At 72.4% G+C, this 24,433-nt stretch carries 24 protein-coding genes and 1 pseudogene; 13 read left to right on the top strand and 12 right to left on the bottom strand.

Annotated elements, in window-relative coordinates; all coding sequences use genetic code 11:
- Window positions 1-15 precede the first annotated feature (15 nt).
- The 4 genes from ACXR2U_RS17330 to ACXR2U_RS17315 are packed head-to-tail and all read left to right on the top strand — an operon-like array spanning window position 16 to window position 4,272.
- Window positions 16-1,488 (top strand): diacylglycerol kinase family protein, encoded by a 1,473-nt coding sequence (locus ACXR2U_RS17330; RefSeq protein WP_458826316.1) that lies wholly within the window; start codon window positions 16-18, stop codon window positions 1,486-1,488.
- Between the two features lie 44 nt (window positions 1,489-1,532).
- Window positions 1,533-2,840, top strand: coding sequence for a citrate synthase (locus tag ACXR2U_RS17325; RefSeq protein WP_458826315.1), 1,308 nt, complete (start codon window positions 1,533-1,535; stop codon window positions 2,838-2,840).
- Window positions 2,841-2,887: 47 nt separating this feature from the next.
- The gene (locus tag ACXR2U_RS17320; RefSeq protein WP_458826314.1) at window positions 2,888-3,475 is read left to right on the top strand and encodes an RNA polymerase sigma factor; all 588 of its coding nucleotides are present in this window, start codon (window positions 2,888-2,890) and stop codon (window positions 3,473-3,475) included.
- Complete coding sequence (locus ACXR2U_RS17315; RefSeq protein ID WP_458826313.1) at window positions 3,472-4,272, top strand: hypothetical protein; 801 nt, start codon at window positions 3,472-3,474, stop codon at window positions 4,270-4,272. Before ACXR2U_RS17320 ends, ACXR2U_RS17315 begins: the two co-directional genes overlap by 4 nt.
- A 28-nt stretch (window positions 4,273-4,300) precedes the next feature.
- Here the strand turns inward: ACXR2U_RS17315 and ACXR2U_RS17310 are convergent, their stop codons facing one another.
- From ACXR2U_RS17310 to ACXR2U_RS17295, 4 genes and pseudogenes are all read right to left on the bottom strand, one after another.
- On the bottom strand, window positions 4,301-5,176 hold the full coding sequence (locus ACXR2U_RS17310; protein ID WP_458826312.1) for a DUF1295 domain-containing protein: 876 nt from the start codon (window positions 5,174-5,176) through the stop codon (window positions 4,301-4,303).
- Window positions 5,177-5,273: 97 nt separating this feature from the next.
- Window positions 5,274-6,614 carry a class I SAM-dependent methyltransferase gene (locus tag ACXR2U_RS17305; protein ID WP_458826337.1) on the bottom strand — a complete coding sequence of 447 codons (1,341 nt, stop codon included), beginning with the start codon at window positions 6,612-6,614 and terminating at the stop codon, window positions 5,274-5,276.
- A gap of 84 nt (window positions 6,615-6,698) precedes the next feature.
- Window positions 6,699-7,376 (bottom strand): annotated as a pseudogene (locus tag ACXR2U_RS17300) (DUF1365 domain-containing protein); the annotation flags it as partial.
- Window positions 7,373-8,638 (bottom strand): NAD(P)/FAD-dependent oxidoreductase, encoded by a 1,266-nt coding sequence (locus tag ACXR2U_RS17295; protein WP_458826311.1) that lies wholly within the window; start codon window positions 8,636-8,638, stop codon window positions 7,373-7,375. The pseudogene ACXR2U_RS17300 and the gene ACXR2U_RS17295, both read right to left, overlap by 4 nt.
- Before the next feature lie 155 nt (window positions 8,639-8,793).
- On the opposite strand from ACXR2U_RS17295, the gene ACXR2U_RS17290 reads away from it, so the two are divergent.
- On the top strand, window positions 8,794-9,528 hold the full coding sequence (locus ACXR2U_RS17290; protein ID WP_458826336.1) for a CPBP family intramembrane glutamic endopeptidase: 735 nt from the start codon (window positions 8,794-8,796) through the stop codon (window positions 9,526-9,528).
- Here ACXR2U_RS17290 and ACXR2U_RS17285 read toward each other — a convergent pair whose 3' ends face one another.
- Window positions 9,529-10,140 (bottom strand): TetR/AcrR family transcriptional regulator, encoded by a 612-nt coding sequence (locus ACXR2U_RS17285; protein ID WP_458826310.1) that lies wholly within the window; start codon window positions 10,138-10,140, stop codon window positions 9,529-9,531.
- Between the two features lie 63 nt (window positions 10,141-10,203).
- Between ACXR2U_RS17285 and ACXR2U_RS17280 the strand changes: the two genes are divergently transcribed.
- Window positions 10,204-11,061: an alpha/beta fold hydrolase gene (locus tag ACXR2U_RS17280; RefSeq protein ID WP_458826309.1), complete on the top strand. Its 858-nt coding sequence runs from the start codon at window positions 10,204-10,206 to the stop codon at window positions 11,059-11,061.
- Between the two features lie 26 nt (window positions 11,062-11,087).
- Here ACXR2U_RS17280 and ACXR2U_RS17275 read toward each other — a convergent pair whose 3' ends face one another.
- Window positions 11,088-12,125 carry an LLM class flavin-dependent oxidoreductase gene (locus ACXR2U_RS17275; protein ID WP_458826308.1) on the bottom strand — a complete coding sequence of 346 codons (1,038 nt, stop codon included), beginning with the start codon at window positions 12,123-12,125 and terminating at the stop codon, window positions 11,088-11,090.
- Window positions 12,126-12,222: 97 nt separating this feature from the next.
- On the opposite strand from ACXR2U_RS17275, the gene ACXR2U_RS17270 reads away from it, so the two are divergent.
- The 6 genes from ACXR2U_RS17270 (at window position 12,223) to ACXR2U_RS17245 (ending at window position 17,689) form a co-directional block, all read left to right on the top strand.
- Window positions 12,223-12,636: a TOBE domain-containing protein gene (locus tag ACXR2U_RS17270; protein ID WP_458826307.1), complete on the top strand. Its 414-nt coding sequence runs from the start codon at window positions 12,223-12,225 to the stop codon at window positions 12,634-12,636.
- A 27-nt stretch (window positions 12,637-12,663) separates the two neighbouring features.
- Window positions 12,664-13,479: a molybdate ABC transporter substrate-binding protein gene (modA, locus tag ACXR2U_RS17265; protein ID WP_458826306.1), complete on the top strand. Its 816-nt coding sequence runs from the start codon at window positions 12,664-12,666 to the stop codon at window positions 13,477-13,479.
- Window positions 13,476-14,315, top strand: a complete 840-nt coding sequence (gene modB / locus ACXR2U_RS17260; protein ID WP_458826305.1) for a molybdate ABC transporter permease subunit — start codon at window positions 13,476-13,478, stop codon at window positions 14,313-14,315. Before modA ends, modB begins: the two co-directional genes overlap by 4 nt.
- Window positions 14,312-15,385 carry an ABC transporter ATP-binding protein gene (locus ACXR2U_RS17255; RefSeq protein ID WP_458826304.1) on the top strand — a complete coding sequence of 358 codons (1,074 nt, stop codon included), beginning with the start codon at window positions 14,312-14,314 and terminating at the stop codon, window positions 15,383-15,385. The genes modB and ACXR2U_RS17255 overlap by 4 nt, the downstream gene beginning before the upstream one ends.
- Before the next feature lie 70 nt (window positions 15,386-15,455).
- Window positions 15,456-16,421: a DMT family transporter gene (locus ACXR2U_RS17250; protein WP_458826303.1), complete on the top strand. Its 966-nt coding sequence runs from the start codon at window positions 15,456-15,458 to the stop codon at window positions 16,419-16,421.
- 2 nt (window positions 16,422-16,423) lie between these two features.
- Window positions 16,424-17,689, top strand: a complete 1,266-nt coding sequence (locus tag ACXR2U_RS17245) for a GNAT family N-acetyltransferase (protein WP_458826302.1) — start codon at window positions 16,424-16,426, stop codon at window positions 17,687-17,689.
- Between the two features lie 44 nt (window positions 17,690-17,733).
- On the opposite strand, the gene ACXR2U_RS17240 is transcribed toward ACXR2U_RS17245, so the two are convergent.
- From ACXR2U_RS17240 to ACXR2U_RS17215, 6 genes are all read right to left on the bottom strand, one after another.
- Complete coding sequence (locus tag ACXR2U_RS17240; protein ID WP_458826301.1) at window positions 17,734-19,056, bottom strand: SPFH domain-containing protein; 1,323 nt, start codon at window positions 19,054-19,056, stop codon at window positions 17,734-17,736.
- The gene (locus ACXR2U_RS17235) at window positions 19,053-19,517 is read right to left on the bottom strand and encodes an NfeD family protein (RefSeq protein ID WP_458826300.1); all 465 of its coding nucleotides are present in this window, start codon (window positions 19,515-19,517) and stop codon (window positions 19,053-19,055) included. The genes ACXR2U_RS17240 and ACXR2U_RS17235 overlap by 4 nt, the downstream gene beginning before the upstream one ends.
- Before the next feature lie 166 nt (window positions 19,518-19,683).
- Complete coding sequence (locus tag ACXR2U_RS17230) at window positions 19,684-20,889, bottom strand: hypothetical protein (RefSeq protein ID WP_458826299.1); 1,206 nt, start codon at window positions 20,887-20,889, stop codon at window positions 19,684-19,686.
- A 32-nt stretch (window positions 20,890-20,921) separates the two neighbouring features.
- Window positions 20,922-22,421: a DUF4331 domain-containing protein gene (locus ACXR2U_RS17225; RefSeq protein WP_458826298.1), complete on the bottom strand. Its 1,500-nt coding sequence runs from the start codon at window positions 22,419-22,421 to the stop codon at window positions 20,922-20,924.
- Between the two features lie 13 nt (window positions 22,422-22,434).
- Entirely contained in the window at window positions 22,435-22,716 is a 282-nt protein-coding gene (locus ACXR2U_RS17220; RefSeq protein ID WP_458826297.1) for a twin-arginine translocation signal domain-containing protein, read from the bottom strand.
- 197 nt (window positions 22,717-22,913) lie between these two features.
- Entirely contained in the window at window positions 22,914-23,747 is an 834-nt protein-coding gene (locus tag ACXR2U_RS17215; protein ID WP_458826296.1) for a DUF3097 domain-containing protein, read from the bottom strand.
- A gap of 72 nt (window positions 23,748-23,819) precedes the next feature.
- Between ACXR2U_RS17215 and ACXR2U_RS17210 the strand changes: the two genes are divergently transcribed.
- The coding region (locus ACXR2U_RS17210) for a hypothetical protein (protein WP_458826295.1) at window positions 23,820-24,433 on the top strand (614 nt) is incomplete at its 3' end.

The raw sequence follows: 24,433 nt of genomic DNA, 5'->3' as shown, positions 1-24,433 counted from the left end.
GCTAGCGTCAGCGCGATGAGTCGATCCCGCGGTGGCCGCCGCCACCCGGTCGCCCGGTTCGACCAGCGGGTCTTCGACCGCGTCAGCCGGTCCCGCTCCCCCGGCCTCGACACGGTGCTGCCGCCGTTGACCCGCGCGGCCGACAAGTCGCGGCTGTGGGTCGCGATCGCGGTAGGGCTCGGGGCGACGCGCGACCGGCGGTTGCGCCGGGCGGCGGTACGCGGCCTCGCCTCGGTCGCCGTCTCGAGCGCGCTGGTCAACCAGCTCGGCAAGCGGGTGTTCCCCCGCCGGCGGCCGGACCTCCGCGGGGTGCCGACGCAGCGGATCGCCTCGCGGGTTCCCGTGTCGAGCTCGTTCCCGTCCGGCCACTCCGCCTCGGCTGCCGCCTTCGCAGTCGGCGTGGGCATCGAGGCACCGTTGCTTGCTGCACCGGTCGCGGCGGTGGCGGCCGCCGTCGGCTTCTCCCGCGTCTACACCGGGGTCCACTACCCGGGTGACGTCCTCGCCGGCGCCGCGCTGGGCGCGGGGATCGCCGCGGCCGGGGCGTGGTGGGTCCCCCGCCCGACCCCGCCCGAACCGCCGGCGCCGTCGACCCGGGTCACGCTGCGGCCCCGGCGCCTCGGCTCCGGCGTGCACATCGTCGTCAACCCGCGTTCGGGTGTCGGTGCGCGCGACCAGCGTCAGTTCGAGACCAGGTTGCACCGCTCGCTGCCCGAGGCCGTGATCCGCGTGCTGGCCGAGGACGAGGACCTGCTCGAGGTGCTCCGCACCGAAGCCGAGGGCGCCCTGGCCCTCGGGATCGCCGGTGGTGACGGCAGCGTCAACGCAGCGGCCGCCGTGGCGATGGAGCACGACCTGCCGTTGCTGGTCGTGCCCCGCGGCACGCTCAACCACTTCGCCCGCGACCTCGGTCTCGACACCGTGGGTGACGCCGTCGAGGCGGTCGTGCGGGGCGAGGCGACGGCCGTCGACGTCGGTGAGGTCGCCGGCGACATCTTCCTCAACACCGCGAGCCTCGGTTCCTACCCCTCGTTCGTGGCGGTCCGGGAGAAGTGGCAGGACAAGCTCGGGAAGCCGCTCGCCGCGCTCATCGCCGCCGACCGGGTGCTGCGGGGCGAGGACGCCCTCCCCGCGCGTGTCGACGGCCACCGGCGGGCGCTCGCCGCGCTGTTCGTCGGCGCTGGCCGCTACAGGCCGACCGGGATCGTGCCGTCGCGGCGTCCGCGGTTGGACAGCGGCGTGCTCGACGTCCGCTACCTCGACATCGGCGGGCGCAGCTGGCGACTGCTGACCTTCATCCAGCTGCTCGCGCGGCGCGACCTGCACCCCGGCGCGTTCGTGCACGCCGAGGAGCGGGAGCTGCACCTGCACGTCGAGGGCCACACCATGCTGGCGCGCGACGGCGAGATCGGGCCGGTCGCAGGTCCCGACGTCCGGTTCCGGGTCCGACCGCGTGCGTTGACGGTGTACCGGACGTGGGAAGGGTGACACCCCACAGACGCGACACCGCCGACGCGGGTAAGACTGCCCCCATGACTGCTGCCGACACCCAGGCGACCACCGGCGAGCTCGTCCCACCCACGGGCGAGCCGTACCCGCTCACGCGCGTTCCGGCCCACGAGGGCAACGACGGCCTGGACGTGTCCAAGCTGCTCGCCAAGACCGGCTACGTCACCTACGACGTCGGGTTCGCGAACACGGCCGCCTGCAGTTCGGCCATCACCTACATCGACGGCGACGCCGGCATCCTGCGCTACCGCGGCTACCCCATCGACCAGCTCGCGGAGCACTCCACGTTCGTCGAGACGTCCTACCTGCTCATCTACGGCGAGCTCCCGACCGCCGACGAACTCGCCGCGTTCACCGACCGCATCCGGCGGCACACCCTGCTGCACGAGGAGATGAAGGAGTTCTTCGGGGGCTTCCCGCGCGACGCCCACCCGATGCCGGTGCTGAGCTCGGCCGTCTCGGCGATCTCGACCTTCTACCAGGACAGCCTCGACCCGTTCGACCAGGACCAGGTCGAGCTGTCGACCGTCCGGCTGCTGGCCAAGCTGCCCACGATCGCCGCCTACGCGTACAAGAAGTCCGTCGGGCAGCCGTTCCTCTACCCCGACAACTCGTTGTCGCTGGTCGACAACTTCCTGCGGATGACCTTCGGGTTCCCGGCCGAGCCCTACGAGGTGAACCCGGTCGTCAGCAAGGCGCTGGACATGCTGTTCATCCTGCACGCGGACCACGAGCAGAACTGCTCGACCTCGACCGTGCGGCTGGTGGGGTCGTCCCAGGCCAACCTGTTCGCCTCGGTGTCGGCCGGGATCAACGCGCTCTTCGGCCCGCTGCACGGCGGTGCCAACCAGTCGGTGCTGGAGATGCTCGAGCAGATCCGGCGCGACGGCGGCGACGTCGGTGAGTTCGTCCGCAAGGTGAAGGACAAGCAGGACGGGGTCAAGCTCATGGGCTTCGGCCACCGCGTCTACAAGAACTACGACCCGCGCGCGACGATCGTGAAGGCGACCGCCGACCGCGTGCTGTCCGAGCTCGGGGTCCGCGACGACCTGCTCGACATCGCGATCGAACTCGAGGGTCACGCCCTGGCCGACGACTACTTCGTCGAGCGCAAGCTCTACCCGAACGTCGACTTCTACACCGGCCTGATCTACCGGGCCATGGGCTTCCCCACCCGCATGTTCACGGTGTTGTTCGCGCTCGGCCGGCTGCCGGGCTGGATCGCCCAGTGGCGCGAGATGATCGAGGACCCGCAGACCAAGATCGGCCGCCCCCGCCAGCTCTACACCGGAGCCACCGAGCGCGACTTCGTGGCGATCGGGAAGCGCTGACCCCGACCGACGGAACCGACGGCACCACGGGCGACGAAGCCCCTGGTGTGACTGCTGCTGTCGCCGACGCCGGGAACCCGGCACTCGCGGACGTCGGTACCCGGCTCATCGCCGGCGAGCCGACGGCCGTCGAGGACGCGTACCGCATGCTCGGCCCGCTCGTGCTGGGCTACCTGCGCCGCTACGTGCCCGCCGACGACGTCGAGGACGTCTGTCAGCGGGTGTTCTACGAGCTGTGGCGGGTGCACGAGCGGTTCGATCCGCGCTACAGCCTCCGCACCTGGGTCATCGGGATCGCGCGCAAGCGCGCCATCGACCACCTGCGCAAACGCCGCGACCAGGTCGTGCCGCTCGACGCTGTGCGCGAGGTCACCGGCGACGACGGTCGCGAGACCGCCGAACGGTTGGTGTGGGCCGACGAACTGCGTTCCGCCCTCGACTCGCTCCCCGAGCCTCAGCGCCAGGTCATCGAGCTCGCCTACTTCGAGGGCCTGACCCAGACCGAAGTGGCCGAGTCGCTCGAGATCCCGCTCGGCACCGTGAAGACCCGCACCGCCCGGGGGCTCCAGAAGCTCGCCGCCCTCCTGCAGGACCCAGACGCCGGACGATTCGCCGACCCTCGGAAGGACGGGTGACCACGATGGACGCCGACAACGCCCAGCCCGTCGACCACGTGGTCGACGACATCCCCTCGCTGCTCACCGGTGAGGCCGACCGCGCGACGGTGCGTCGGGTCGGGTCCCACCTGCGGGCCTGCACCGACTGCCGCGACGACCTCGTCGACGCCGTGGTCTCGCACGCCACCCTGCGCTCGGCCGCCCGTACCGCGCCCGACGTCGCCACCGGCGGTCGGCTGCCCTTCGTGCTGCCGGACCTGCCCGCCCGCCTCGACGAGATGGCCGAGGCGACGCCGGCGACCGAGCGGGTCGACCTCGGCCCCGTCTTCGCCCAGATCCGGGCCGAGGCCGCCGGCACCGAGTCGCAGACCGCGCCCGTCGCGGTCGACGAACTGGCGGCCCGCCGCGGCCGCCGTGTCCGGCGGGCGCTCACCGCGGCCGCCGCGGTCGCGGTCATCGGTGGTGGCACCGGCGTGGCCGTCGCGACCCTCGGAGGCGACGACGGCCGCACCGTCACCGTGTCGGCCTTCGACACCGGCACCGTCAACGCCACGGCCCAGGTCGGCGACGGCTGGATGAAGCTCGACGCGTCGTCGTTGAAGAAGCTGTCGTCCGACCAGTTCTACGAGGCCTGGCTGGTGAGCGCGGACTACACCGGCGTGCTCGCCCTCGGCCCGCTCGGCAGCGACGGCAAGGCGTCCTTCTCGGTGCCGGCCGATGTCATGGCCCAGTACCCGACGCTCCAGGTCACCGTCCAGGACAACAACGGGGACCCGGCGCCGTCCGGCACGAGCGTGCTGCGCGCCTCGCTCTGAGTTCGAGCGAGGGCGCGCCGCACGCGGCTCAGCGGTTCGTGACGCTGACGTCCTCACCAGTCGGCTGCTTGCTCTCCGGACCCTGCGGACGCTTCTTCGGCGGCAGCGGGAAGAAGCCGCTGGTCCGCTCCATGTACTCCGGGTAGCCGGGGCGCTTGCTCATGGTGCGCTCCTGGTTGCGCTTGCCCGACCCGAAGACGAGCAGGTACACCATGATCAGCAACGAGGGCAGGGTCAGGATCCCGGGCCAGTGCTCGGCCGTCACGAGGAACATGCCGGTCCACACGCAGGCGTCGCCGAAGTAGTTGGGGTGGCGGGTGTAGCGCCACAGGCCGCGGTCCATGACCGAGGCCTTCACCTCGTCCTTCGGCTGCTGGGACTTCCAGGCGCGGTAGCGGTTCATCTGGGCGTCACCGACGGCCTCGAAGTAGAGGCCGACGGCCCAGACGGCCACGCCGACCCACGCGAGCCAGCCGACCGGCCCGGACTGGAACGGCCCGACCTGCAGCGGCGAGCTGATGAGCCAGGCGAGCACCGCCTGCGGCAGGAAGATCTTCAGCACGGCGTTGACCGTCGGGTTGCCGTGACCTCGCTCCAGCAACTTCTCGTAGCGCGGGTCCTCGCCCTTGCCGCGGGAGCGGATCAGCATGTTGACGCCGAGCCGGCCGCCCCACAGGGTCACCATGCCGACGAGCAGCCAGCGGCGCAGGTCGTCGCCGGAGTCGCCGCTGACGGCGAAGGCGGCCCAGCCGGCGGCCACGAACAGCAACCCCCACACGGCGTCGACGACGTTGTTGCGGTGGGTGAGCTGGGCCGCGACGAAGGTGACGGCGATCAGCGCCAGGACGGCGCCCGCCGTCCAGGGCAGCGCGGCGACGAATCCCGAGGTGTCGAACGTGTTCACATGCCGGTGATACCCCGTTGAGTGGCGCGCGGACCTGTCGAGTGGCGCGCGGAACCGCGCCACTCGACACGGGTCCGCGCCGCTCGACGCGTGAAGGTCAGAGCACCCAGGGACGACGGCCGGGCATCGAGGCGCCGCCCGAACGGTCGGGCTTGACGGCCAACATCTGGTCGACACCCATGCGGTTCTCGTCGAAGGCCATGGCTCCCCCGACGAGGTAGAGCTGCCACACGCGGTAGACCTCCTCGCCGACCAGGCGGATCGCGGCGTCGCGGTTGGTCTCGAAGGTGGCGATCCAGTCGCGGACGGTGCGCACGTAGTGCTCGCGCATCGCCTCGACGTCCCGGATCTCGAAGCCGGCACCCTCGACGAACCCGAGGGTCTGCGGCAACGGGCGCATGTGCATGTCGGGTGCGATGTAGGACTCGATGAACGCGCCGCCGCCGGGCGCGGTGCCGGCGTGGCGCGACATCTGCTGCAGCAGCAGGCGTCCACCCGGCTTGAGCGCGTCGAACATCATCTGCGTGTAGTCCGGGTAGTGCTCCTCGCCGACGTGCTCGCCCATCTCGAGGGAGCTCACGGCGTCGAACGATCCCTGCTCGAACGTCGGGTCGTCGGCGAACTCGCGGTAGTGCTGCAGGCGCACGGTCACCTTGTCGGCGAGGCCCTTCTCTGCGATGCGCTTCTCGATCTCGTCGCGCTGCTGGGCCGAGAGCGTGACGCCGACGGCGGTCACGCCGTAGTGCTCCGCTGCGTGCAGGATCATCGAACCCCAGCCGCAGCCGATGTCGAGCAGGCGCATGCCGGGCTGCAGTCCGAGCTTGCGGCAGACCAGGTCGAGCTTGTCGCGCTGGGCGTCCGCGACCCCATAGGAGGAGGAGCCAGTCCCGTCGGTGGCCTCGCTGCCGGCGGGGTCGGGGTAGTAGGCGCAGGAGTAGGCCATCTTCGGGTCGAGGATCAGCCGGTAGAAGTCGTTCGAGAGGTCGTAGTGGTGGCTGATCGCGGCGCGGTCGCGACCGCGGGTGTGCAGCCGACCGGAGAGCACGGCCTCCGACGCCGGCCGCTTCGGCGGCCGCCCGACCACCCCGAGCCGCAGGGCCGACCGCGCGGCCCGGGCCACGGCGCCGGCGGTGGGCTTGCGGACGTCCTGGGTGCGGGCGAGGGCCCAGACGCGCCGGAAGCCGTCCTCGAGCACCTGTCCGCTGTTGACACCGTCGGTGCCGACGACGTCGAGGTCACCGGTGACGTAGGCGCGGGCGAGGCCCATCTCGCCCGGCGCGAACAACAGACGACGCAGGGCGCGACGGTTGCGCACGACAACGGTCGGGGCATCGGTCGGTCCGGCTTCGCTGCCGTCCCACGCGCGGATGCGTACGGGCAGGTCGACACCCGCGACGTCCTTGACGATGGTGGTGAGTTTCTCGGCGGTGGTCGGCATCGCGGTGGACCTCTCGGTGACGGGTGTTGCACGGTGCAACGCAGGTGACCCGACCAGCGGGCCGGGGTCGTGGTCAGGGCGGTCGGCGATCGGCAGGCGGCGCGCCCAGAGCCGGATGCCGTGTGCGGTGATCGCCGCGCGGGCCCGGCGGGTGACGAGCGGATCGCGCAGCAGGGCGGAGGCGACCACGGTCGGCGTGGCCGGGCGGCCGGTCCCCCGGACCGACGCGACGAACGGCGGCTCGCCGTCACGGTGCAGGGTCACGGTGATCGCGAGGGTCTCGTCCGGCTCCGGCAGGCTCATCCGGTAGTGACCGGAGACGTCGTAGAACGGGGAGACGTAGAAGTCCTTCTCGACCTCGCCCCGGCCGGCGTCGTCGGTGTGCACGACGTAGGCGTGGCGGTCGCGGTAGGTGTTGTGCACCTCGGCGATCGTCGCCGTGACGGCGCCGCTCTCGTCGTGGGCCCAGAACACCGACAGCGGGTTGAAGACGTACCCGAGCGAGCGGGCGCTGGCGAGCATGGTCACCCGCGCGGGGCGCTCGACGCCGTGCGCGGCGAGCAGGGTGTCGACGTTGGCGCGGATCGTGGCACCGGGATCGCCGAGGTGGTCGCGGGCCTCGAACTGGACCAGCCCGGGGACGCGGGGCAGGTCGTCGAGGTCGACCAGCCACCAGTGGGTGCGGTGGGCGATGTCGTGACGCAGCGGCGCGGCCCGGACGTGCCGGATCTCGATGTCGTACAACCGGGCGGAGGACTTCACCAGTCGACGCCCAGGATCCGTGCGGCCTCGGCACCCGAACGCGCGCCGTCCTCGTGGAATCCCCAGCCGTGGTAGGCGCCGGCGAACGCCAGTCGGCTGTCGGACAACGTCGGCAGCAACCGCTGGGCGGCGGTCGAGTCGGGGGTGTAGACCGGGTGCTGGTAGATCATCCGGTCCACGACCTGCTCGGCCGGGATGAGACCGTCGTCGTTGAGGGTGACGACGTAGCGGGTGGCCGTGCTCAACCGTTGCAGTCGGTTCATGTCGTAGCTGACCCGCACCTGCGACGAGTGCACCTCGCAGGTGCTCATGACGTAGTTCCAGCTGGCGCCCGCCCGTTCGGCACGCGGGAGCACCGAGGTGTCGTGGTGCAGCACGGTCGGGTTGGTCGAGTACGGCAGGCGGGACAGGACGTCCCGCTCGGCGTCGGTGGGTTCGGCCAGCAGCCCGAGCGCCTGTTCGGGGTGGGTGGCGACCACGGCGGCGTCGAAGTGTTCGACCCGGCCCTCGACCTCGACCTCGACGCCGTCGGCCACGCGGCGCACCGAACGCACGGGCGTGCTCACCCGGACCTGCGTCAGCTGCTTCGCGACCTTCTCAACGTAGCGCGCCGAGCCGTGCGTGACGGTGCGCCACGTCGGTGAGCCGGTCACCTGCAACATCCCGTGGTGCTGCAGGAAGCGGAACAGGTAGTGGGCGGGGTAGCTGCCGGCCTGGTCCGGGGCGACCGACCACACCGCCGCGACCAGCGGGGTGAGGAAGTGGCCCACGAAGTAGTCGGAGAAGTGGTGGCGGCGGGCGAAGTGCTCGACCGTCTCGGCTTCGTCGCCGTCGACCAGCGCGGTACGGGCGAAGCGGTGGAAGCGCACGACGTCGGCCAGCATGCGCAGGTACCGCGGCCGCAGCGAGGTCCGCCAGGTCGGGAGCAGCCCGGAGATCCCGCGACCGCCGGCGTACTCCAGGCCGCAGCCCTCGCAGCGGATCGACATCGACATGTCCGACTCCTGCGTCTCGACGCCGAGTTCGTCGAACAGCCGGATCAGGTTCGGGTACGTGACGCGGTTGTGGACGATGAAGCCGGTGTCGACGTCGACCTCGTCGCCGGCGTCGTCGAGGAGTTCGTGGGTGTGGGCGTGACCGCCGACACGGTCGTCGGCCTCGAACAACGTCACGTCGCACTCGCGTTGCAGCACGTGGGCCGCGGTCAACCCCGCCACACCACTGCCGATGACCGCGATGCGCCGGCGTCGTTCGTCGTCCACTCGTCCTCCTCGACCCTCTGTTGGATCCACACACGAGTTTCGCAGAGTGTCCCGGCAGCGGTTCCGGTCCGCGGCCCGGGACACGCAGGCAGACTGGTGCCGTGGCCACGGACGACCTGCAGCACGACGACGACGTCGCCGTCGCACGCGCCCCGCTGTACGGCCTCGAGGTCTTCCTCGTCCTCGGGGTCTCGCTCGGGGCCTCCGGCCTCTACGCGCTGCTGAACCTCATCCGCGCGCAGCTCACCATCAAGGGCGGGATCGGAGCGGCGACGGCCACCCTCAACCAGAGCGCGGCGACCCAGCACTGGCTGGACCTCGCGTTCCAGTTGGCGGACGTCGTCACCGGCGTGATGCCGGCGCTACTCGCGTTGTTGCTGCTGTGGCGCGACCCCGCGCGACCGGGCTTCGGGATCGGGATCACGTGGGACCGGTTCGGGCGCAGCCTCGCCCAGGGCGCAGGATTCGCGGCGTTGATCGGCATCCCCGGGCTGGTGCTGGTCTGGGGGGCGCACGAGCTCGGGGTCAACGCGAGCATCGTCGCCTCGGGTCTGCCCGACGTCTGGTGGCGGATCCCGGTGTCGCTGCTCGCCGCGTTCCAGAACGGCTTCAACGAGGAAGTCATCGTCATCGGGTTCCTGCTGACCCGCTTCGCCCAGATGGGCTGGCGGTCGTCGACGTCAGTCGTCGTCGCGGCGGCGGTCCGGGGCAGCTACCACCTCTACCAGGGGCTGGGCGGGTTCTTCGGCAACTTCGTGATGGGCCTGGTCTTCGGCTGGTGGTTCACCCGCACCAAGCGGGTCGTGCCGTTGATCGTCGCGCACACGATCCTCGACGCTGTCAGCTTCATCGGCTACGTCTACCTGGCCGGCAAGGTCAGCTGGATCTAGCTAGCTCCGGTCGACGACGAACGCCGAGATGATCCGGTCGACGACCCTCATCATCTCGGCGCGGGCGACGTCCGGGTCGTCGCTGTTCGCGATGTAGAGCGACGCCTCGTCGACCGCGCCCATGAACACGACCGCGACCGGGTGCAACGGTTGCGGCGCGACCTGGCCGCTGTCGACGGCCATCTGCAGCAGGCCCTCGACCATGCCGACAGCGGCCCGCTGACCGATCTCGCGCCACTCCGCCCACCCGAGCACGGCGGGGGCGTCGACCAGCAGCAGCTGCCGCAGCGCGGGATCCCGCAGTTCGTCGAGGAAGACACCCACGCCCTGCCGCAGCGCGCCGAGCGGGTCAGCGGCCTCGGTCGACGCGACCCGCTCGCCGACGGTGCCGAGCAGGTCGCTCTCGACCGTCTCGACCACGGCGTGGAACAGCCCGAGCTTGTCGCCGAAGTGGTGGTAGAGGGCGCCGCGGGTCACGCCGGCCGCGGCGACCACCTCGGCGGTCCCGACGTCGGCGTAACCGCGTTCGCCGAACAGGGTGCGCGCCGCCGCCACGAGGGCCCCGCGGGTCGCGGCCGTGCGCTCGGCCTGCGAGCGACGATTGACATTCATACAGTCTGTACGTAACTTACGTACACCCAGCACGGAACTCCCACGGGACGGACGGTACCGGCGATGGACCAGGTGCACACGACGACGCTCACGGTCGGCGACACGACACTCGACGTCGAGGTCTTCGGACCGGACGACCCCGCCGGCCCCACCGTGGTCGCGGTCCACGGCGCCCTGGTCGACGGCACCCTCTGGCACCCGGTCGCGCGCCGGCTCGCGGCGCAGGGCGTGCGGACGGTCGTCCCGACCCTGCCCCTGGGCTCGCACCGACGACCGGTCGCGCCCGGTGACGAGCTCTCGCCCCGAGGCGTCGCACGGATGGTCGGCGCGGTCGTCGACGCCTTCGGCCGGGGCGACGTCGTCCTGCTCGGCAACGACACGGGTGGCGCGATCACCCAGTTCCTGCTGGACGAACGCCCCGACGTCGCCGCCGCGGTGGTGCTGACGAACTGCGACGCGTTCACGTCGTTCCCGCCCGCCCCGTTCGGGTTCGTGTTCCGCCTGTTGCGGACGCGGTGGCTGCTGCCGTCGCTCGCCGTGCCGTTGCGGCTGCGCACGGTGCGGCACTCGGCGCTCGGCTACGGGTTGCTCGTCACGCGACCGGACCCGGCCCTGACCTGGGGGTGGGCGGAGGCCGTCGCCACCCGTCGCGACATCCGACGGGACCTGGTGCGGTTGCTGCGCGCGGTGGACCCGACCGACCTCGACGTCGTCACCCGGCGGATCGGGGCGAGCGCCCCGCCCGCGACGCTGGTGTGGGGGCAGCGCGACCGCGCCTTCTCCCCCGCGCTCTGCCGGCGGCTCGCGGCCGCCCTGCCCGGGTCACGGGTGGTCGAGGTCGAGGGGTCGCGCACGTTCGTCCCCCTCGACGCCCCCGACGCGGTCGTCGACGCCGTGCTGGCCGCGGTACCGGTGCGGTGACCTCGGCCCCCGCGGGTGCCGCCGGCTCACGCGGCGACGAACGCGGGCGCGAGGGCCTCGAGTGCGGCGATGCGGGTCTCGGTGGTCGGTGACTGCACGGCGAGCATGAGCTCGTCGGCCTGCGTGCGGGCGGCCAGCGCGGCGAGGTGGTCGGCGACCTCGGCCGCGGTCCCCACGGCGGTGGCGCCGATCCGGTCGTCGACCAGGGCGCGGGCCTGCGGGTCCAACGTCGTCGCCTCGGCCTCGGCCAGGGTGCGCTGGGCGCGGCGCGAACCGCGGACGATGTCGACCCAGCTCAGCGCCGCCGGCAGGGCCAGGGCGTGGGCGTGCGCGGTGTCCTCGCCGACGACGGCCGAAGCCGTCACCAGGACGTGCGGCGCGGACAGGGTCTCCGACGCCGTGAACCGGTCGCGGTAGAGCTGGACCGCGTCCTCCACCGACCCCGCGGCCCGGCCGAAGTGGTGGGCGAAGGCGTACGGCAGGCCGAGAGCGGCGGCGACGTGCGCGCTCGAGGTCGAGGACCCCAGCACCCACACCTCCGGTACCCCGCGCGGCGACGGCGTGGCCGCGAACCGCTGGTCCCCGGCACTGACGGCGAGGTCGTCGTCGCCCCAGCCGGCGCCGAGGAGGGCCTGGACGTCGGAGATCTCACGGACGAAGTCCTCGATCGCGCCCTGGTGCGCGGCGCGGCGCAGCATCGCGGCCGTCATGCCGTCGGTGCCGGGCGCGCGGCCGATCCCGAGGTCGACGCGTCCGGGGTAGAGCGCCTCGAGCAACGCGAACTGCTCGGCGACGACCAGCGGCGGGTGGTTCGGCAGCATGACGCCGCCCGAGCCCAGGTGGATGCGTTCGGTGACGGCGCCGAGGTGTCCGAGCAGGACCGCGGGCGAGGTCGACGCGACGCCGGGGAAGTTGTGGTGCTCGGCGACCCAGAAGCGGCGGTAGCCCAACCGGTCCGCCGCCCGGGCCAGGGTCGACGACGCCGCGAGTGCGTCGGAGGAGTTCTGGTCGGACGACACGGGGGCGACGTCGAGCACGGACAGTGGCGGCAGGTCACGGGTCACGTCGTCGCAACGCGCTCGCGAGTGTTCAGGATTCCGACAGTGGCAGTTGCGGTCGGAGACTGCCGTTGGCGCCGTGGGTGCGGCTACAGTCCGGGACGTGCCGAGATACCGGATCCGCGAGGCGGCTGGCCTGCTGGGCGTCAGCGACGACACCGTCCGGCGCTGGATCGACGCCGGCCGGCTCACCGCGGCGAACGACGGCGGCGGTCGACTGACCGTCGACGGCGCGGCCCTGGCCGCCCTCGCCGAACAGGTCGCGGCCGAGGGTGCCTTCGCACCCACCAGCGGGGCGGTCGCCGAGTCCGCCCGCAACCGCTTCACCGGTCTGGTCACCCGCGTGGTCCGCGACGGTGTGATGGCCTTGGTCGAGATCCAGGCCGGGCCCCACCGGATCAGCTCGCTGATCAGCCGCGAGTCCGCCGACGACCTCGGCCTCGAACCCGGCGTCCGGGCCGTCGCCTCCATCAAGTCCACCAACGTCGTGGTCGAGATCCCCGCCGTCGACCGCTGACCGTCCACCACGTCTGGAGAACCACCCGTGCACCTGCGCCGTCTCGCGCTGGCCCTCACCGCGGCCACGGCCCTCACGGCCGCCCTCGCCGGCTGCTCGTCCTCCGGTTCCGACGCCACCACGGACTCCGTGTCGGCGGCCGGGTCGGGGTCGTCGTCGACGTCCGCGGTCTCCGGGGCGATCACGGTCTTCGCGGCCGCGTCGCTCACCGGCTCGTTCACGACGCTCGGCGAGCAGTTCGAGCAGGCCAACCCCGGCACGAAGGTGACGTTCAACTTCGGGGCGAGTTCGACGCTCGCCACCCAGATCACCCAGGGAGCGCCGGCCGACGTGTTCGCCTCGGCGTCGCCGACCACCATGCAGACCGTCGTCGACGCCAAGGCCGCCGGAACCCCCACGAACTTCGTCAGCAACTCCGGGGAGATCGCGGTTGCGAAGGGCAACCCCGGCGGGGTCACGTCGCTCGCCGACCTCGCGAAGAGCGGTGTGACCGTCGCGGTGTGCCAGCCGCAGGTGCCGTGCGGGAAGCTCGCCACCACGATCTTCAGCAACGCCGGGATCACGGTGAAGCCGGTGACCCAGGAGGCCGACGTCAAGTCGACGCTCGCGAAGATCACCGCGGGCGCCGTGGACGCCGGGATCGTCTACGTGACCGACGTGAAGGCCGCGGGTGACGCCGTGCAGGGCATCGAGATCCCCGCCGACCAGAACTCCACCACCGAGTACCCGATCGCCACCCTCACCGGGTCGGGGAACGCCGACCTGGCCGAGGCTTTCACCGCGTACGTGCTCTCCGCGGACGGACAGAAGGTGCTCACCGACGCGGGGTTCGCCGCCCCGTGACGGTGCTGGCGGCGCGGGCCGGCCGTCGCCGGACGTCCGGGGTGACGACCGGTGTCCCTGCCGTCCTCGTGCTGCCGGCGTTGCTGGGTGCAACGTTCCTGCTGCTGCCGTCGATCGCGTTGCTCGTCGACGCCCCGTGGACCCAGCTGCCCGACATCCTCCGGACCGGCGAGGTCCGTGACGCTCTGCGGTTGTCGCTCATCTGCGCGACGGGTGCCACCGCACTGTCGCTCGTCGTCGGTGTGCCGTTGGCGTGGGTGCTCGCCCGGGTCCGGTTCCGCGGCCTCGGTCTGCTGCGGGCCGCGGTGCTGCTGCCCCTCGTCCTGCCGCCCGTGGCCGGTGGCGTCGCCCTGTTCTCGGCGTTCGGACGCCTGGGCCTGGTCGGTCAGCCGGTCTACCGGGCCACCGGGTTCCAACTGCCGTTCACCACCTGGGGCGTCGTGGTGGCCGAGGCCTTCGTGGCGATGCCCTTCCTCGTCGTGAGCGCTGAGGGGGCGTTCCGCACGGTCGACTCCCGGCTCGAGGAGGCGGCGACGACCCTCGGCGCGTCACGGGCGGTGGTGTTCCGGCGGGTGGTCGTGCCGACGGTCGGACCGGCGCTCGTCGCGGGCTCGGTGCTGTGCTGGGCGCGGGCGCTGGGCGAGTTCGGCGCGACCATCACCTTCGCCGGCAACCTGCGGGGTACGACCCAGACCATGCCGTTGCTGGTGTCGCTCTCGCTCGACGTCTCGCTCGACCGCGCCAAGGCGCTGGCTCTGGTCCTCATGGTCATCTCGGTCGTCGTCCTCGCCTCGCTGCGCGACCGCTGGCTGCGGACGCCGTCGGCCACGGCGTGAGCGGGCTGCACGTCGCGGCCGGCTGCAACGTCGGGACGTTCTCTCTCGACGTCGAGATGTCGGCGGCCGACGGTGAGGTCGTCGCCGTGATCGGCCCGAACGGCTCGGGCAAGTCGACGTTGCTGCGAGCAGTCGCCGGTCTGCAGCCGTTGACCACCGGCACGATCACCCTCGGTGACCGCACGCTCGACGACCCCGGCCGCGGGACGTTCGTCCCGGCCCGGGACCGCCGCACGGGTGTGGTCTTCTCCGACATCCGCCTCTTCCCGTCGATGTCCGCGCTCGACAACGTCGCGTTCGGACTGCGGGCCCGCGGCGTCCCCCTGAAGCCGGCCCGTGCCGCCGCGGCGACGTGGCTGGACCGGATGGGGATCGGCGACCTCGCCGGGCGACGCAGCCGACAACTGTCCGGCGGGCAGGCGCAACGCGTCGCCATCGCGCGGGCCCTCGCCTGCGAACCCGACGTCCTGCTGCTCGACGAACCCCTGGCGGCGCTGGACGTCGCGACCCGTGCCGACGTCCAGGCGGCCCTCACCGCCCACGTGGCGGGGTTCGCCGGTCCGGCCCTGCTCGTCACCCACGATCCGCTCGAGGCCGTCCTGATGGCGTCGCAGATCGTGGTGCTCGAGGCCGGCCGGGTCGTGCAGTCCGGGCCGCCCGTGGAGATCACCAACCGGCCGGCGTCCCCGTACGTCGCGCGGGTGGTCGGGGTGAACCTCTGGACCGGACGCGGTGACGGCGCGACGGTCGTCCTCGACGGCGGCGGCACGCTCGTGGTCGCCGACCCCGTCGACGGTGAGGTGTCGGTGTCGGCTCCCCCGTCGGCCTTCACGCTGCACACCCACGAACCGCGCGACACCAGTGAGCGCAACGCGTGGCCGGCCACGGTCGAGTCGCTCACGGTCGTCGGCGACGCCGCCTCCGGTCTGATCCGCGCGCACCTGCGCGGACGTCCGGACGTCGCCGTCGACCTCACCCCGGCCGCGGTCGCGGACCTCGACCTCGCGGCCGGGCGCCGGGTGTGGGTCGCGGCCAAGGCCACCGCGCTGCAGGCGTACCCGCGGCGGTGAGTCAGGCGCGCTCTGTCGGTGGGTCCCCCTAGGTTGGGACCCGTCATCGTCGACGAGGTGGGGGCGGTCTGTGTCACGGCGCGGGTGGGGGCTGTTCGCCCTCATGTCGGTGGTGTGGGGGCTGCCCTACCTGTTGATCCGGGTCGCGGTCGACGAGATCACCCCGCCCGCGGTGGTGTTCGTGCGCGTCGCGGTCGCGACGCTGCTCCTCGTGCCGTTGTGCCTGGCCCGGGGCGCCCGCACCACGCTGCTGCCGGCGTTCCGGCGTTGGCGCCCGCTGCTCGCGTACACCGTCGTCGAGATCGCCGTCCCGTGGTTGCTGCTCACGCACGCCGAGACCCGGGTGACGAGTTCGCTGGCCGGCATCCTGGTCGCCGCGACCGCGCTGGTGTCCGCCGTCCTGAGCTGGGTGGCCGGCACGGCCGACCGGCCGGGGCGCGGGCGCACGCTCGGTCTGGTGGTCGGTTTCGCCGGCGTGATCGTGCTGCTCGGGGTCGACCTGGGTGGCGTGTCGTGGCTCGCCGTCACCGAGATCGGCGGCGTGACGATCTGCTACGCCCTGGGGCCGATGCTGCTCACCCGGTACCTCGCCGACCTGCCGGCGCTCGGGGTGGTCACCGCCTCGGTGGCCCTCACCGCCGTCATCTACGTGCCGGTCGTCCTGCTCGGTCCGGCGGTCGGGTGGTCCCACCTGAGCGCCGGTGGCATCGCGTCGCTCGCCGGGCTTGCGGTGGTCTGCACGGCGCTGGCGTTCGTCGGGTTCTTCGCGCTCATCGCCGAGGTCGGCCCGACCCGCGCCGTGCTCATCACGTACGTCAACCCGGCCGTCGCGCTGCTGCTCGGCGTCGTCGTGCTCAGCGAGCCGGTGACCGTCGGCATGGCGGTCGGCTGCCCCCTGATCCTGCTGGGGTGCGCGCTCGGCGCGGCCCGGGCCCGCCGGCGGGACGGCTCCCCCGAGCCCGCCGTGCCGGGTGCCGCGCCGGTGGTGCCGGCCGCCACCGTCCTCGACCCCGACCCCACTCCCGAGAGGTGCTGACCGTGGCCGCCGAGATCGTCCACCCGCTGCCGCCCGAGCTGCTGGACCCGATGTACGCCGCGGCCACCCGCGCCTACCTGTCGTCCGACACCGGCCTGAGTTCTCCGTGGCGCCGCCGGGCCGTCGACCTCGACCTCGCCTGGGTCGCCCGCGACGCCGGCCGGGTCGTCGGCACCCTGCGCATCGTGCGGGACTCGCTCTCGGTCCCCGGGGCGCCCGGTCGGCCGTCCCCCCGGATCCCGGCCGATCTGCTCACGCTGGTGTCGGTGGCGCCGTCACACCGGCGTCAGGGTCTGCTGCGGCAGATGCTCTCCGCCTCGCTCACGGAGGCCCACGACCGCGGCGAACCGGTGTCGATCCTCGTGGCGGCCGAGTACCAGATCTACGGCCGGTTCGGCTACGCGCCCGCGTGCTGGGAGACCACGTACGAGGTGAACGGGTTCCGGCCCGGCGCCCAGGTGCTGGGCGAGCCGGTCGGGGCGATGCGCGAGATCGAACCGGTCGAGGCGTCCGACCTCGCACCGCCGGTCTACGAGGCGGAATCCCTCGTGCGCGCTGGGGTCATCGGCCGCGACGACATCTGGTGGGACCGCGAGTTGCGCCGCGTCGGTGAGGACCGTGCGTTCGTGGCACCGCCCGAAGGGGGGCTGCCGCGGCACGCGGTGCACGTCGACCCGAGCGGCGTGGTGGACGGCTTCGTCACCTGGTCGGTGGCCCAGCAGGATGACGGTCGTGACCTCGGCACCCTGCACGTCCACGAGGTCCTGGCCTCGACGCCGGTCGGTTACCGGGAGGTGTGGCGGTTCCTGCTCGGCATCGACCTCATCGACCGGCTGCACTACCCGAACCGTCCGGTCGACGACCCGTTGCCGTGGCTGCTCGCCGACGCCCGCACCGCCGGGGCGTCCCGCAGCGAGGACGCGACCTGGCTGCGGATCCTGGACGTTCCCGCCGCGTTGTCGGCGCGGGGCTACGGCGTGGAGGGCGAGATCGTGCTCGATGTCGTCGACGAAGCCGTCGGCCACTGGGCCGGCGGCCGCTTCCGCCTCACCGCCGGCCCCGAGGGCGCCACCTGCGTCGCCGCGCCCGAGGCCACCGCCGACATCCGGCTCCCCCAGTCCACCCTGGCGTCGCTGTACCTCGGCGGCGTCCGGGCGGCCCTGCTCGGCCGCACCGGCGGCTTCGACGAGCAGACCCCCGGCGCCGGCGCCCGCCTCGACGCCCTGTTCGCCACGCCCCTCGCCCCCTGGCGCGCCACCGACTTCTAGCCGCGGGACGTGAGGTCGGACGCCCGCCGAGACCCGGGAGCGGGTCAGGTGGCGGGGCGGTCCGGGTCGTTCGGCGGGTAGGCGGGGTCGGGCGGGTAGCTGTAGCCGGGGCCGGAGTAACCCGTGCTCGACGGCGGAGCGGGGGGCGGGGCCGAGGGCGAGAGAGCAGGGGGTGCGGGGACGGCGGGCTCGGGGCTGAGGGTGGCGTGGGCCTCCTGGGTCGCCGGGTCCTCGTCGGAGGCGCGCAGGTTCTGCGCCTCGGGCTGGGTGTAGGCGGGCGGCAGGGTCGACTGGAACCAGTCGGAGGTGTCGATCCGGGTGCCCGGTTCGGCCCCGGCGGGGGTGCCCTCGCCGCCGACCGATGACGCCGTGGCCGCGCCGGCGAGCCAGCCGCCGTCAGCCGCACCGGACGGACCGGACTCACCACCGCCACCGCCGCCGCCGAAGGCCGAGGCCAGGTTCTCGACGGCCTTGCCGAACTCGCTCGGGATGATCCACATCTTGTTGGCGTCGCCCTGCGCGATCTGCGGCAGGGTCTGCAGGTACTGGTACGCCAGCAGCGCCGGGTCGGGGCGGGCGGCGTGGATGGCGCCGAAGGTGGTCTCGATGGCCTTGGCCTGGCCCTGCGCCGAGAGGTACCGCGCGGCCCGCTCACCCTCGGCGGACAGGATGCGCGACTGCCGGTCGGCCTCGGCCGCGAGGATGACCGCCTGCTTGCGGCCCTCGGCGTCGAGGATCGCCGCGGCCTTCTGACCCTCGGCGGTCTTGATCGCCGACTCGCGCTGGCCCTCGGCGGTGAGGATCAGCGCGCGCTTGTTGCGGTCGGCGCGCATCTGCTGCTCCATCGAGTCCTGGATCGAGGGCGGCGGGTCGATGGCCTTGAGTTCGACGCGGGCGACCCGGATGCCCCACGGGCCGGTCGCTTCGTCGAGGACGCCGCGCAACTGCGTGTTGATGGCGTCGCGGCTGGTGAGCGTCTCCTCCAGGTTCAGCGACCCGACGACGTTGCGCAGCGTGGTGATCGTCAACTGCTCGACGGCTTGGATGTAGTTGGCGATCTCGTAGGTGGCGGCGCGGGGGTCCGTCACCTGGAAGTACACGACCGAGTCGACGGCGACGGTGAGGTTGTCCGAGGTGATCACCGGTTGCGGCGGGAACGAGACGACCTGTTCGCGCAGGTCGAGCATCGGCCGCATGCGGTCGATGAACGGGATGAGCAGGGTCGGGCCGGGGGTGGCGGTGCGGGTGTAGCGGCCCAGCCGTTCGACCACCGCGGCCCGCGCCTGCGGCACGATCCGGATGCTCCGCACCAGCACGATGACGGCGAAGACCGCGACGACGATGCCGATGACGGCGCCCGCACTCATGGTGTCAGCCTTCCACCCGGGTCAGGGAGTTTCACGTCGTGGCGCACGACGACCGTGGCACCGTCGACGCCGACGACGCGCAACGGCGTGCCGGCGGCGTACCAGTCGGCGGCGTCGGCCGTCCGCGCGGTCCACTCGGCGCCCTGCACCCGCACCCGCCCGCCGTACTGGTCGACCGGCTCCAGGACGACGGCCTCGGAGCCCACGATGCGGTCGACACCGAACCGTCCGCCGTCGCCCTTGAGCAGCCGGCGGCGGGCGTAGGGGCGCACCAGGAACATGAGCACGGTCGCGACGACGGCGGCGACCACCACGGCGGCGACGAAGTTCCCGGTCGCCGCCTGCGTGATCCCGCCGGCCGCGGCCCCGCCCGCGAGCATGACGAGGATCAGGTCGCCGGACAGTGCCTCGGCACCCGCCAGCACCACGGCCGCGAGCAGCCAGATCAGCCAGGGCTCCACCACCCCATCCTGCACCGTGGTGGTGATCGGCGCCGAGCACGACGAACGGCCGAGCACGACGAACGGTCGAGCACGACGAAGGGCCGGGCCCGACGTCGATGTCGGACCCGGCCCTTCGAGACGGTGTGCTGTTCCCGGCGTCAGCCGAGAGATGTTGCAGAGTGCATCACTTGGCTTCGGGGGCGTTCGTCACGTAGCCCTCGAGGTCCACCACGACCTGCGTCGGGGAGTACCCGACGTAGAAGGTGGCCTTGCCGTCGACGATCGGGACGAGCAGGAACCCGCCGATGGTCTGGCCGGTCGAGAAGTTGATGTTGCTGGTCTGCAACTTCCCGGCGTCGGCCTTGTAGCTGGCGATCCAGCCGCTGCTCTTCGACCCGGTGGCCGTGACGTTGAGCGCGGCGAAGTCCGCCCCGGCCGGAGCCGAGGTCGGGAGCGTGACGGCGACCGTGCCGAACTGCGGCCCGGTGATGCCGCCGAGCCCGGAACGCGAGTCGGCGAGACGCGTGGCGTTCTGCGCCGTCACCCGGTTGCTCACGGAGTAGCCCTTGACGTCGACGATGATGTTGGTCGGGTTCCCGACCACGCCGAGCACGAACTTGCCGTCGGTCGGCTTCACCCACACCAGGTTCGAGGCGATGGTGCTGGAGGTGTAGTTGATCGCGCTGGTGGTGCCACCCGTCGCGTCCGACTGCACCCGGATGTAGCCCGAGCCCAGAGCGTTGGCCTGGGTCAGGGTGACCGCCACCGCCGTGGCGTCGTCCGGCACGCCGTTCTCGCCGACCGGCAGGGTCACGAGGTACTGACCGGTGCCCTTGCGCCCCGTGGTCGTGCCGATCGCGGGGGTGCGGGTGTCGTAGATGCGCTGCGCGGGCGACAAGCTGGTGAAGCTCGTGCTCGGGAAGGACCCGACGACGTCGACCACGATGTCGATCGGCGCGCTGTTGCCACCCACGGCGAGGTTCACGCGGCCGCCGTCGCCCGGCGACACCATGACCTCCTGCGCGAAGGTCGGACCCTTGACGAAGTTGACGTCCGAGGTCGCCGGCGGGGCCGTGCCGTCCGGGTAGACCTTGATGTAGCCCTGGGTCTTCGGGTTCGGCACGGTCACCGACAGCAGCGCCGTGGCGCCGTCGCCCACGGAGTCGGGCAGCGTCACCTGGGTGAAGGTCTGCACCGGTCCGCGGGGGTGGTCGGGCAGGTCGGCGCGGGTGTCGAGCAGTCGGGTCGGGTCGGGGTTGAAGCCGTCGGTCGTCGCGGCGTGCGCCATCGCGGCACCGCTCGCCACGAGGGCCGCCGTGGCCGCACCGACGACGACGGTGCGCAGGAACGCGCGCCCCCGTGTCGCGGGACGGGTGGAGATGTCGGTCATGGTCGTCGCTCCCTGGTTCGCGTCCGGGCCGGTCACTCGTCCGCCGCCGGGGTCGTGGTCGGTGTCTTGTATCCGCTGTGCGGTGTGCCGAGGTACGGGAAGGACTTTAAGTAGCGGACGCTGCCCTTCGCGGTGATGTCCTTGGCGTCGTTCGTGAGGTACTCGTCGACGAGCCCCACCGCGTCGTCGACCTTGTACGTCGAGTCGATGAGCGGGTACAGCAGGCCCGCCACGGCCTTGAGCTCGACCGTGGTGACGTCGTCGTAGACCCGACGACCGTTGGGGAAGCCCGCTGCGTCGCCACCGGCCAGCCCGAGGTTGCTGAACGAGTCCGCCCCGGTCGCCGTCGGCGGGATCGCCATGTTGAGCCGCAACAGGTCCGACTGCACCGTGCCCGTGAAGTTCTGGAACCCGTCGATCAGTCCCGCCGGGATGCCGGTGAGCAGGATCGCGGCCAACTCGGCGCGCGACGCCGTCCCCGCCGCCACCTTGGCGTCCAACGCCTTGAGGTTGGGGAAGGCCGTGCCCGCACCGTCACCCGCCGGGCTGTAGAGGATCGGCAGCAACTGGGCGAGCTCGGGGTTGGTGACGCCCGCCGCGAAGGCGGAGTCCGCCGACGGCGGCGAGTAGTTCCAGGCGTCCTTCTTCGAGATCGGCACGAGGACCTCGTTGAACAGCGGGTTCGCCATACGTGAGACCTGCTGGTACGCGCCGCTGTAGGTGTCGACACCCTGGGTTCCGAGCATCTTCACCTTCTGCCGGCTGGCCGAGGTGTAGACGCCGATGACGCTGGTGCGCGCGCTGGCGTCGGTCGGGTTGATCCGTCCGGGCGTCAGCTGGGTCTTCGGCACCTGGATCGCGATCGAGTGCACGTTGACCGCCGCCGTGGAGTTCACGGACGGCATCTTGTCGAGGCCGCCGAAGTGCGCCTGGCTGATGGGCCGGATCTGACCGAGGTCGAAGATCGCGCCCAGGTCGACGTAGAAGCCCTCCGCGCGCTGGCCGGCGAAGACCTTCTCGCCGGTGGGCAGCGTGTAGATGAACTGCTTCGTCAGCTTGTCCGGCCCCCCGTTGGGGCCGTCGGTCGCGTAGTCCGGGGTGGACAGCGGGCCGATGTTGCACGGCGGGCAGGCGAGGTTGGTCGCGATCTCCCGCGAGTTGCCGTTCACGATCCGGGTGACCGAGAAGAACTGGCGCCGGTTCCAGTTGCTGGTGTCCAGACGGCCGTTGCCCTTCACCGCGATGGGGCCGGTGTTGTAGAGGAACGTGTTCGGGTTCGTCAGGCGCGAGGTGAACTTGAACTGGTAGATGACGTTGCCCTTGGCATCGCCGTCGTTGTCGATGTGGATCTCGTACAGCACGTCGTCACCGAACTCGTAGAAGTTCGGGCCGCCGTCCGGTGCCTGCAGCGGCACGTAGTTGGCGATGATCGTGACGGTGTCGGGGTTGTCGGGGCTGACGAACGCGTAGAGGTCGGTGCTGTCGGCCGCCGGGTCCTTCGAGATCTCCGGGGCTTCGCGGTGCGATGACATGTCCTGCGCTCTCCTAGGCGGTGTGCTGCTGAGCAGCGCGGGCGATGGCGTGGGCGAGGGAGGAGTCACGCACGGTGACCTCCTTCTCGCCGAGGAACAGGTCGACCTCACCGGTGCGCAGGTCGCGCACGCGCGCGACGACGTGCGCGGTGAGGGCAGCGGCGGGGGCGGGGGCGGCCGGCGCCGGGGCGGCGTCGGCCTCGTTCGTGCGTGACCCGACGACGGCCGCGACGCCGGCGGCGGCGGCCGTGGCGGACGCCGTCGCGAGCAGCGACCGGCGGGAGAGGTGTTCCATGCGGGTGGATCCCTTCGGATGGGGACGGCGAGCCCCGGTCGACGGGCGACAGGGGGACGGAACGGCCGGCCCCACCTTCCGGGGGACGGACGCCAGAAGGATCAGAACACGGAATCTGCCGAGATTTCTGGCGGATCACTGCCAGGTTTCGAGGCCCGCGGACGTTTGTCGCCAAGACCTGGCAGCAGTGGGGACGATCAGGCCGTCACGAAGTCGATGAGCTCCTCGACGCTGCGCCGCAGCGGCACCTCGACGTCGCGCATCGTGTCCACCGCACCGAGCACCCGGCGCCACATCTCCCGTGGGTCGGAAACTCCGAGCGCGGCGCAGATCCCGTCCTTCCACGGCACGCCCCTCGGCACGACCGGCCACGCCGTGATGCCCAGCGCCCGCGGGGTGACGGCCTGCCAGATGTCGACGTACGGGTGGCCGTTCACGAGGACGTGAGGGTTGCGGACCCCGGCGACGATGCGCGACTCCTTGGAGCCCGGCACGAGGTGGTCGACGAGCACCCCGAGTCGGCGTCCGGGTCCGGGGCCGAACTCGCGCACGTGCTCGACCAGGTCGTCGATGCCCGACAACGGTTCGACCACCACGCCCTCGACCCGCAGGTCGTCACCCCAGATCCGTTCGAGCAGTGCGGCGTCGTGGACGCCCTCGACCCAGATGCGGCTGCCGCGCGCCACACGGGCACTCGCACCGGCGACCGCGAACGACCCCGACGCCGTGCGCGCCCGCGGACCCTTCGGCGCGGCGGCGGGAGTGGGGCGTACCAGCGTCACCAGCGCACCGTCGAGCAGGAACGCCGCGGGCAGCAGGGGGAAGTCGCGTCGACGGCCGTCACGGTCCTCCAGCGTGACGACGTCGCGCTTCTCCCCCGCCGCGACCGCGCGCCCCAGGGCGACGACCGCGCCGCAGAACCGGCCGTCGGCCGTCTCGACGACCGTCCCCGGGTCGGCCGGCACGGTCGGGACGGTACGGCGGCGGGGATCGCGGGCTCCCGGGGACAGGACGTCGTCGGCGTAACGCACGTCGGGCCACGCTAGGCGGCGGCGCGGGGGCGAGCGTCCCGACGCGCCGCGGGCGTCAGGCATCCTGGATCGGTGATCGACGAACGCACCCTCACCGCGCGCGGCCCCGACATCGGGGTGCTCGCCGCGTGGGTCACCGCGTGGCTGCGCGGGACGGCGGCGGGTGACGACCTGCTGGCGGCCATCCCCGGTGTGCGCGCCCACCGGGTCACCGGCGACACCCGCGACGTCGGCGAGGCCGCGTTCACCGAGGTCCTGCTCGCGTGGCGCCGACGCGGCGCGACCGGCGTCCGGGTCGTCCTGCCCGTCCCCGGGGACGTCCGCGGGCTGCCGGCCGACAACCCCGCCTTCACCGCGGCGGCGCTCGACGCCGGCCAGGCGCTGGTGGGCGGCGGTCTCGGCCTGGTGCCGGAGGCGGTCGGCTCCGGCCAACTGCTGCTCTGGCACGCCTTCGAGGTCGGCGAGGCCGGCCCGGACCCCCTCACCGTGCGCGAGGCCCAGGTCGAACTCGGCGCGGCCATGCGTGAGACGGCCGGGATCTTCACCCGCGAGTCACTCGCGGCCGGGGCCGACCCGGCAGCGTTGGCGGGTGCACGCCGCGCGGGCGACCAGGTGGAACTGCCGCCGGGTCACCCCGGTCCGGCGGTGGCGCTGCTCGCGCAGGCGCGACGGCTGCGGGCCGTGCT

It is taken from the genome of Jatrophihabitans sp. YIM 134969, assembly GCF_054456675.1.
Note: the sequence above shows the minus strand (reverse complement) of the source record. Positions and strands in the feature narration are given on the sequence as shown.

Excerpts from the sequence above, each read along its gene's own strand:
- ACXR2U_RS17330 (WP_458826316.1), top strand. The coding sequence starts at position 16 with ATGAGTCGATCCCGCGGTGGCCGCCGCCACCCGGTCGCCCGGTTCGAC.
- ACXR2U_RS17325 (WP_458826315.1), top strand. The coding sequence starts at position 1,533 with ATGACTGCTGCCGACACCCAGGCGACCACCGGCGAGCTCGTCCCACCC.
- ACXR2U_RS17305 (WP_458826337.1), bottom strand. The coding sequence starts at position 6,614 with ATGCCGACCACCGCCGAGAAACTCACCACCATCGTCAAGGACGTCGCG.
- ACXR2U_RS17285 (WP_458826310.1), bottom strand. The coding sequence starts at position 10,140 with ATGAATGTCAATCGTCGCTCGCAGGCCGAGCGCACGGCCGCGACCCGC.
- ACXR2U_RS17280 (WP_458826309.1), top strand. The coding sequence starts at position 10,204 with ATGGACCAGGTGCACACGACGACGCTCACGGTCGGCGACACGACACTC.
- ACXR2U_RS17240 (WP_458826301.1), bottom strand. The coding sequence starts at position 19,056 with ATGAGTGCGGGCGCCGTCATCGGCATCGTCGTCGCGGTCTTCGCCGTC.
- ACXR2U_RS17230 (WP_458826299.1), bottom strand. The coding sequence starts at position 20,889 with ATGACCGACATCTCCACCCGTCCCGCGACACGGGGGCGCGCGTTCCTG.
- ACXR2U_RS17225 (WP_458826298.1), bottom strand. The coding sequence starts at position 22,421 with ATGTCATCGCACCGCGAAGCCCCGGAGATCTCGAAGGACCCGGCGGCC.
- ACXR2U_RS17220 (WP_458826297.1), bottom strand. The coding sequence starts at position 22,716 with ATGGAACACCTCTCCCGCCGGTCGCTGCTCGCGACGGCGTCCGCCACG.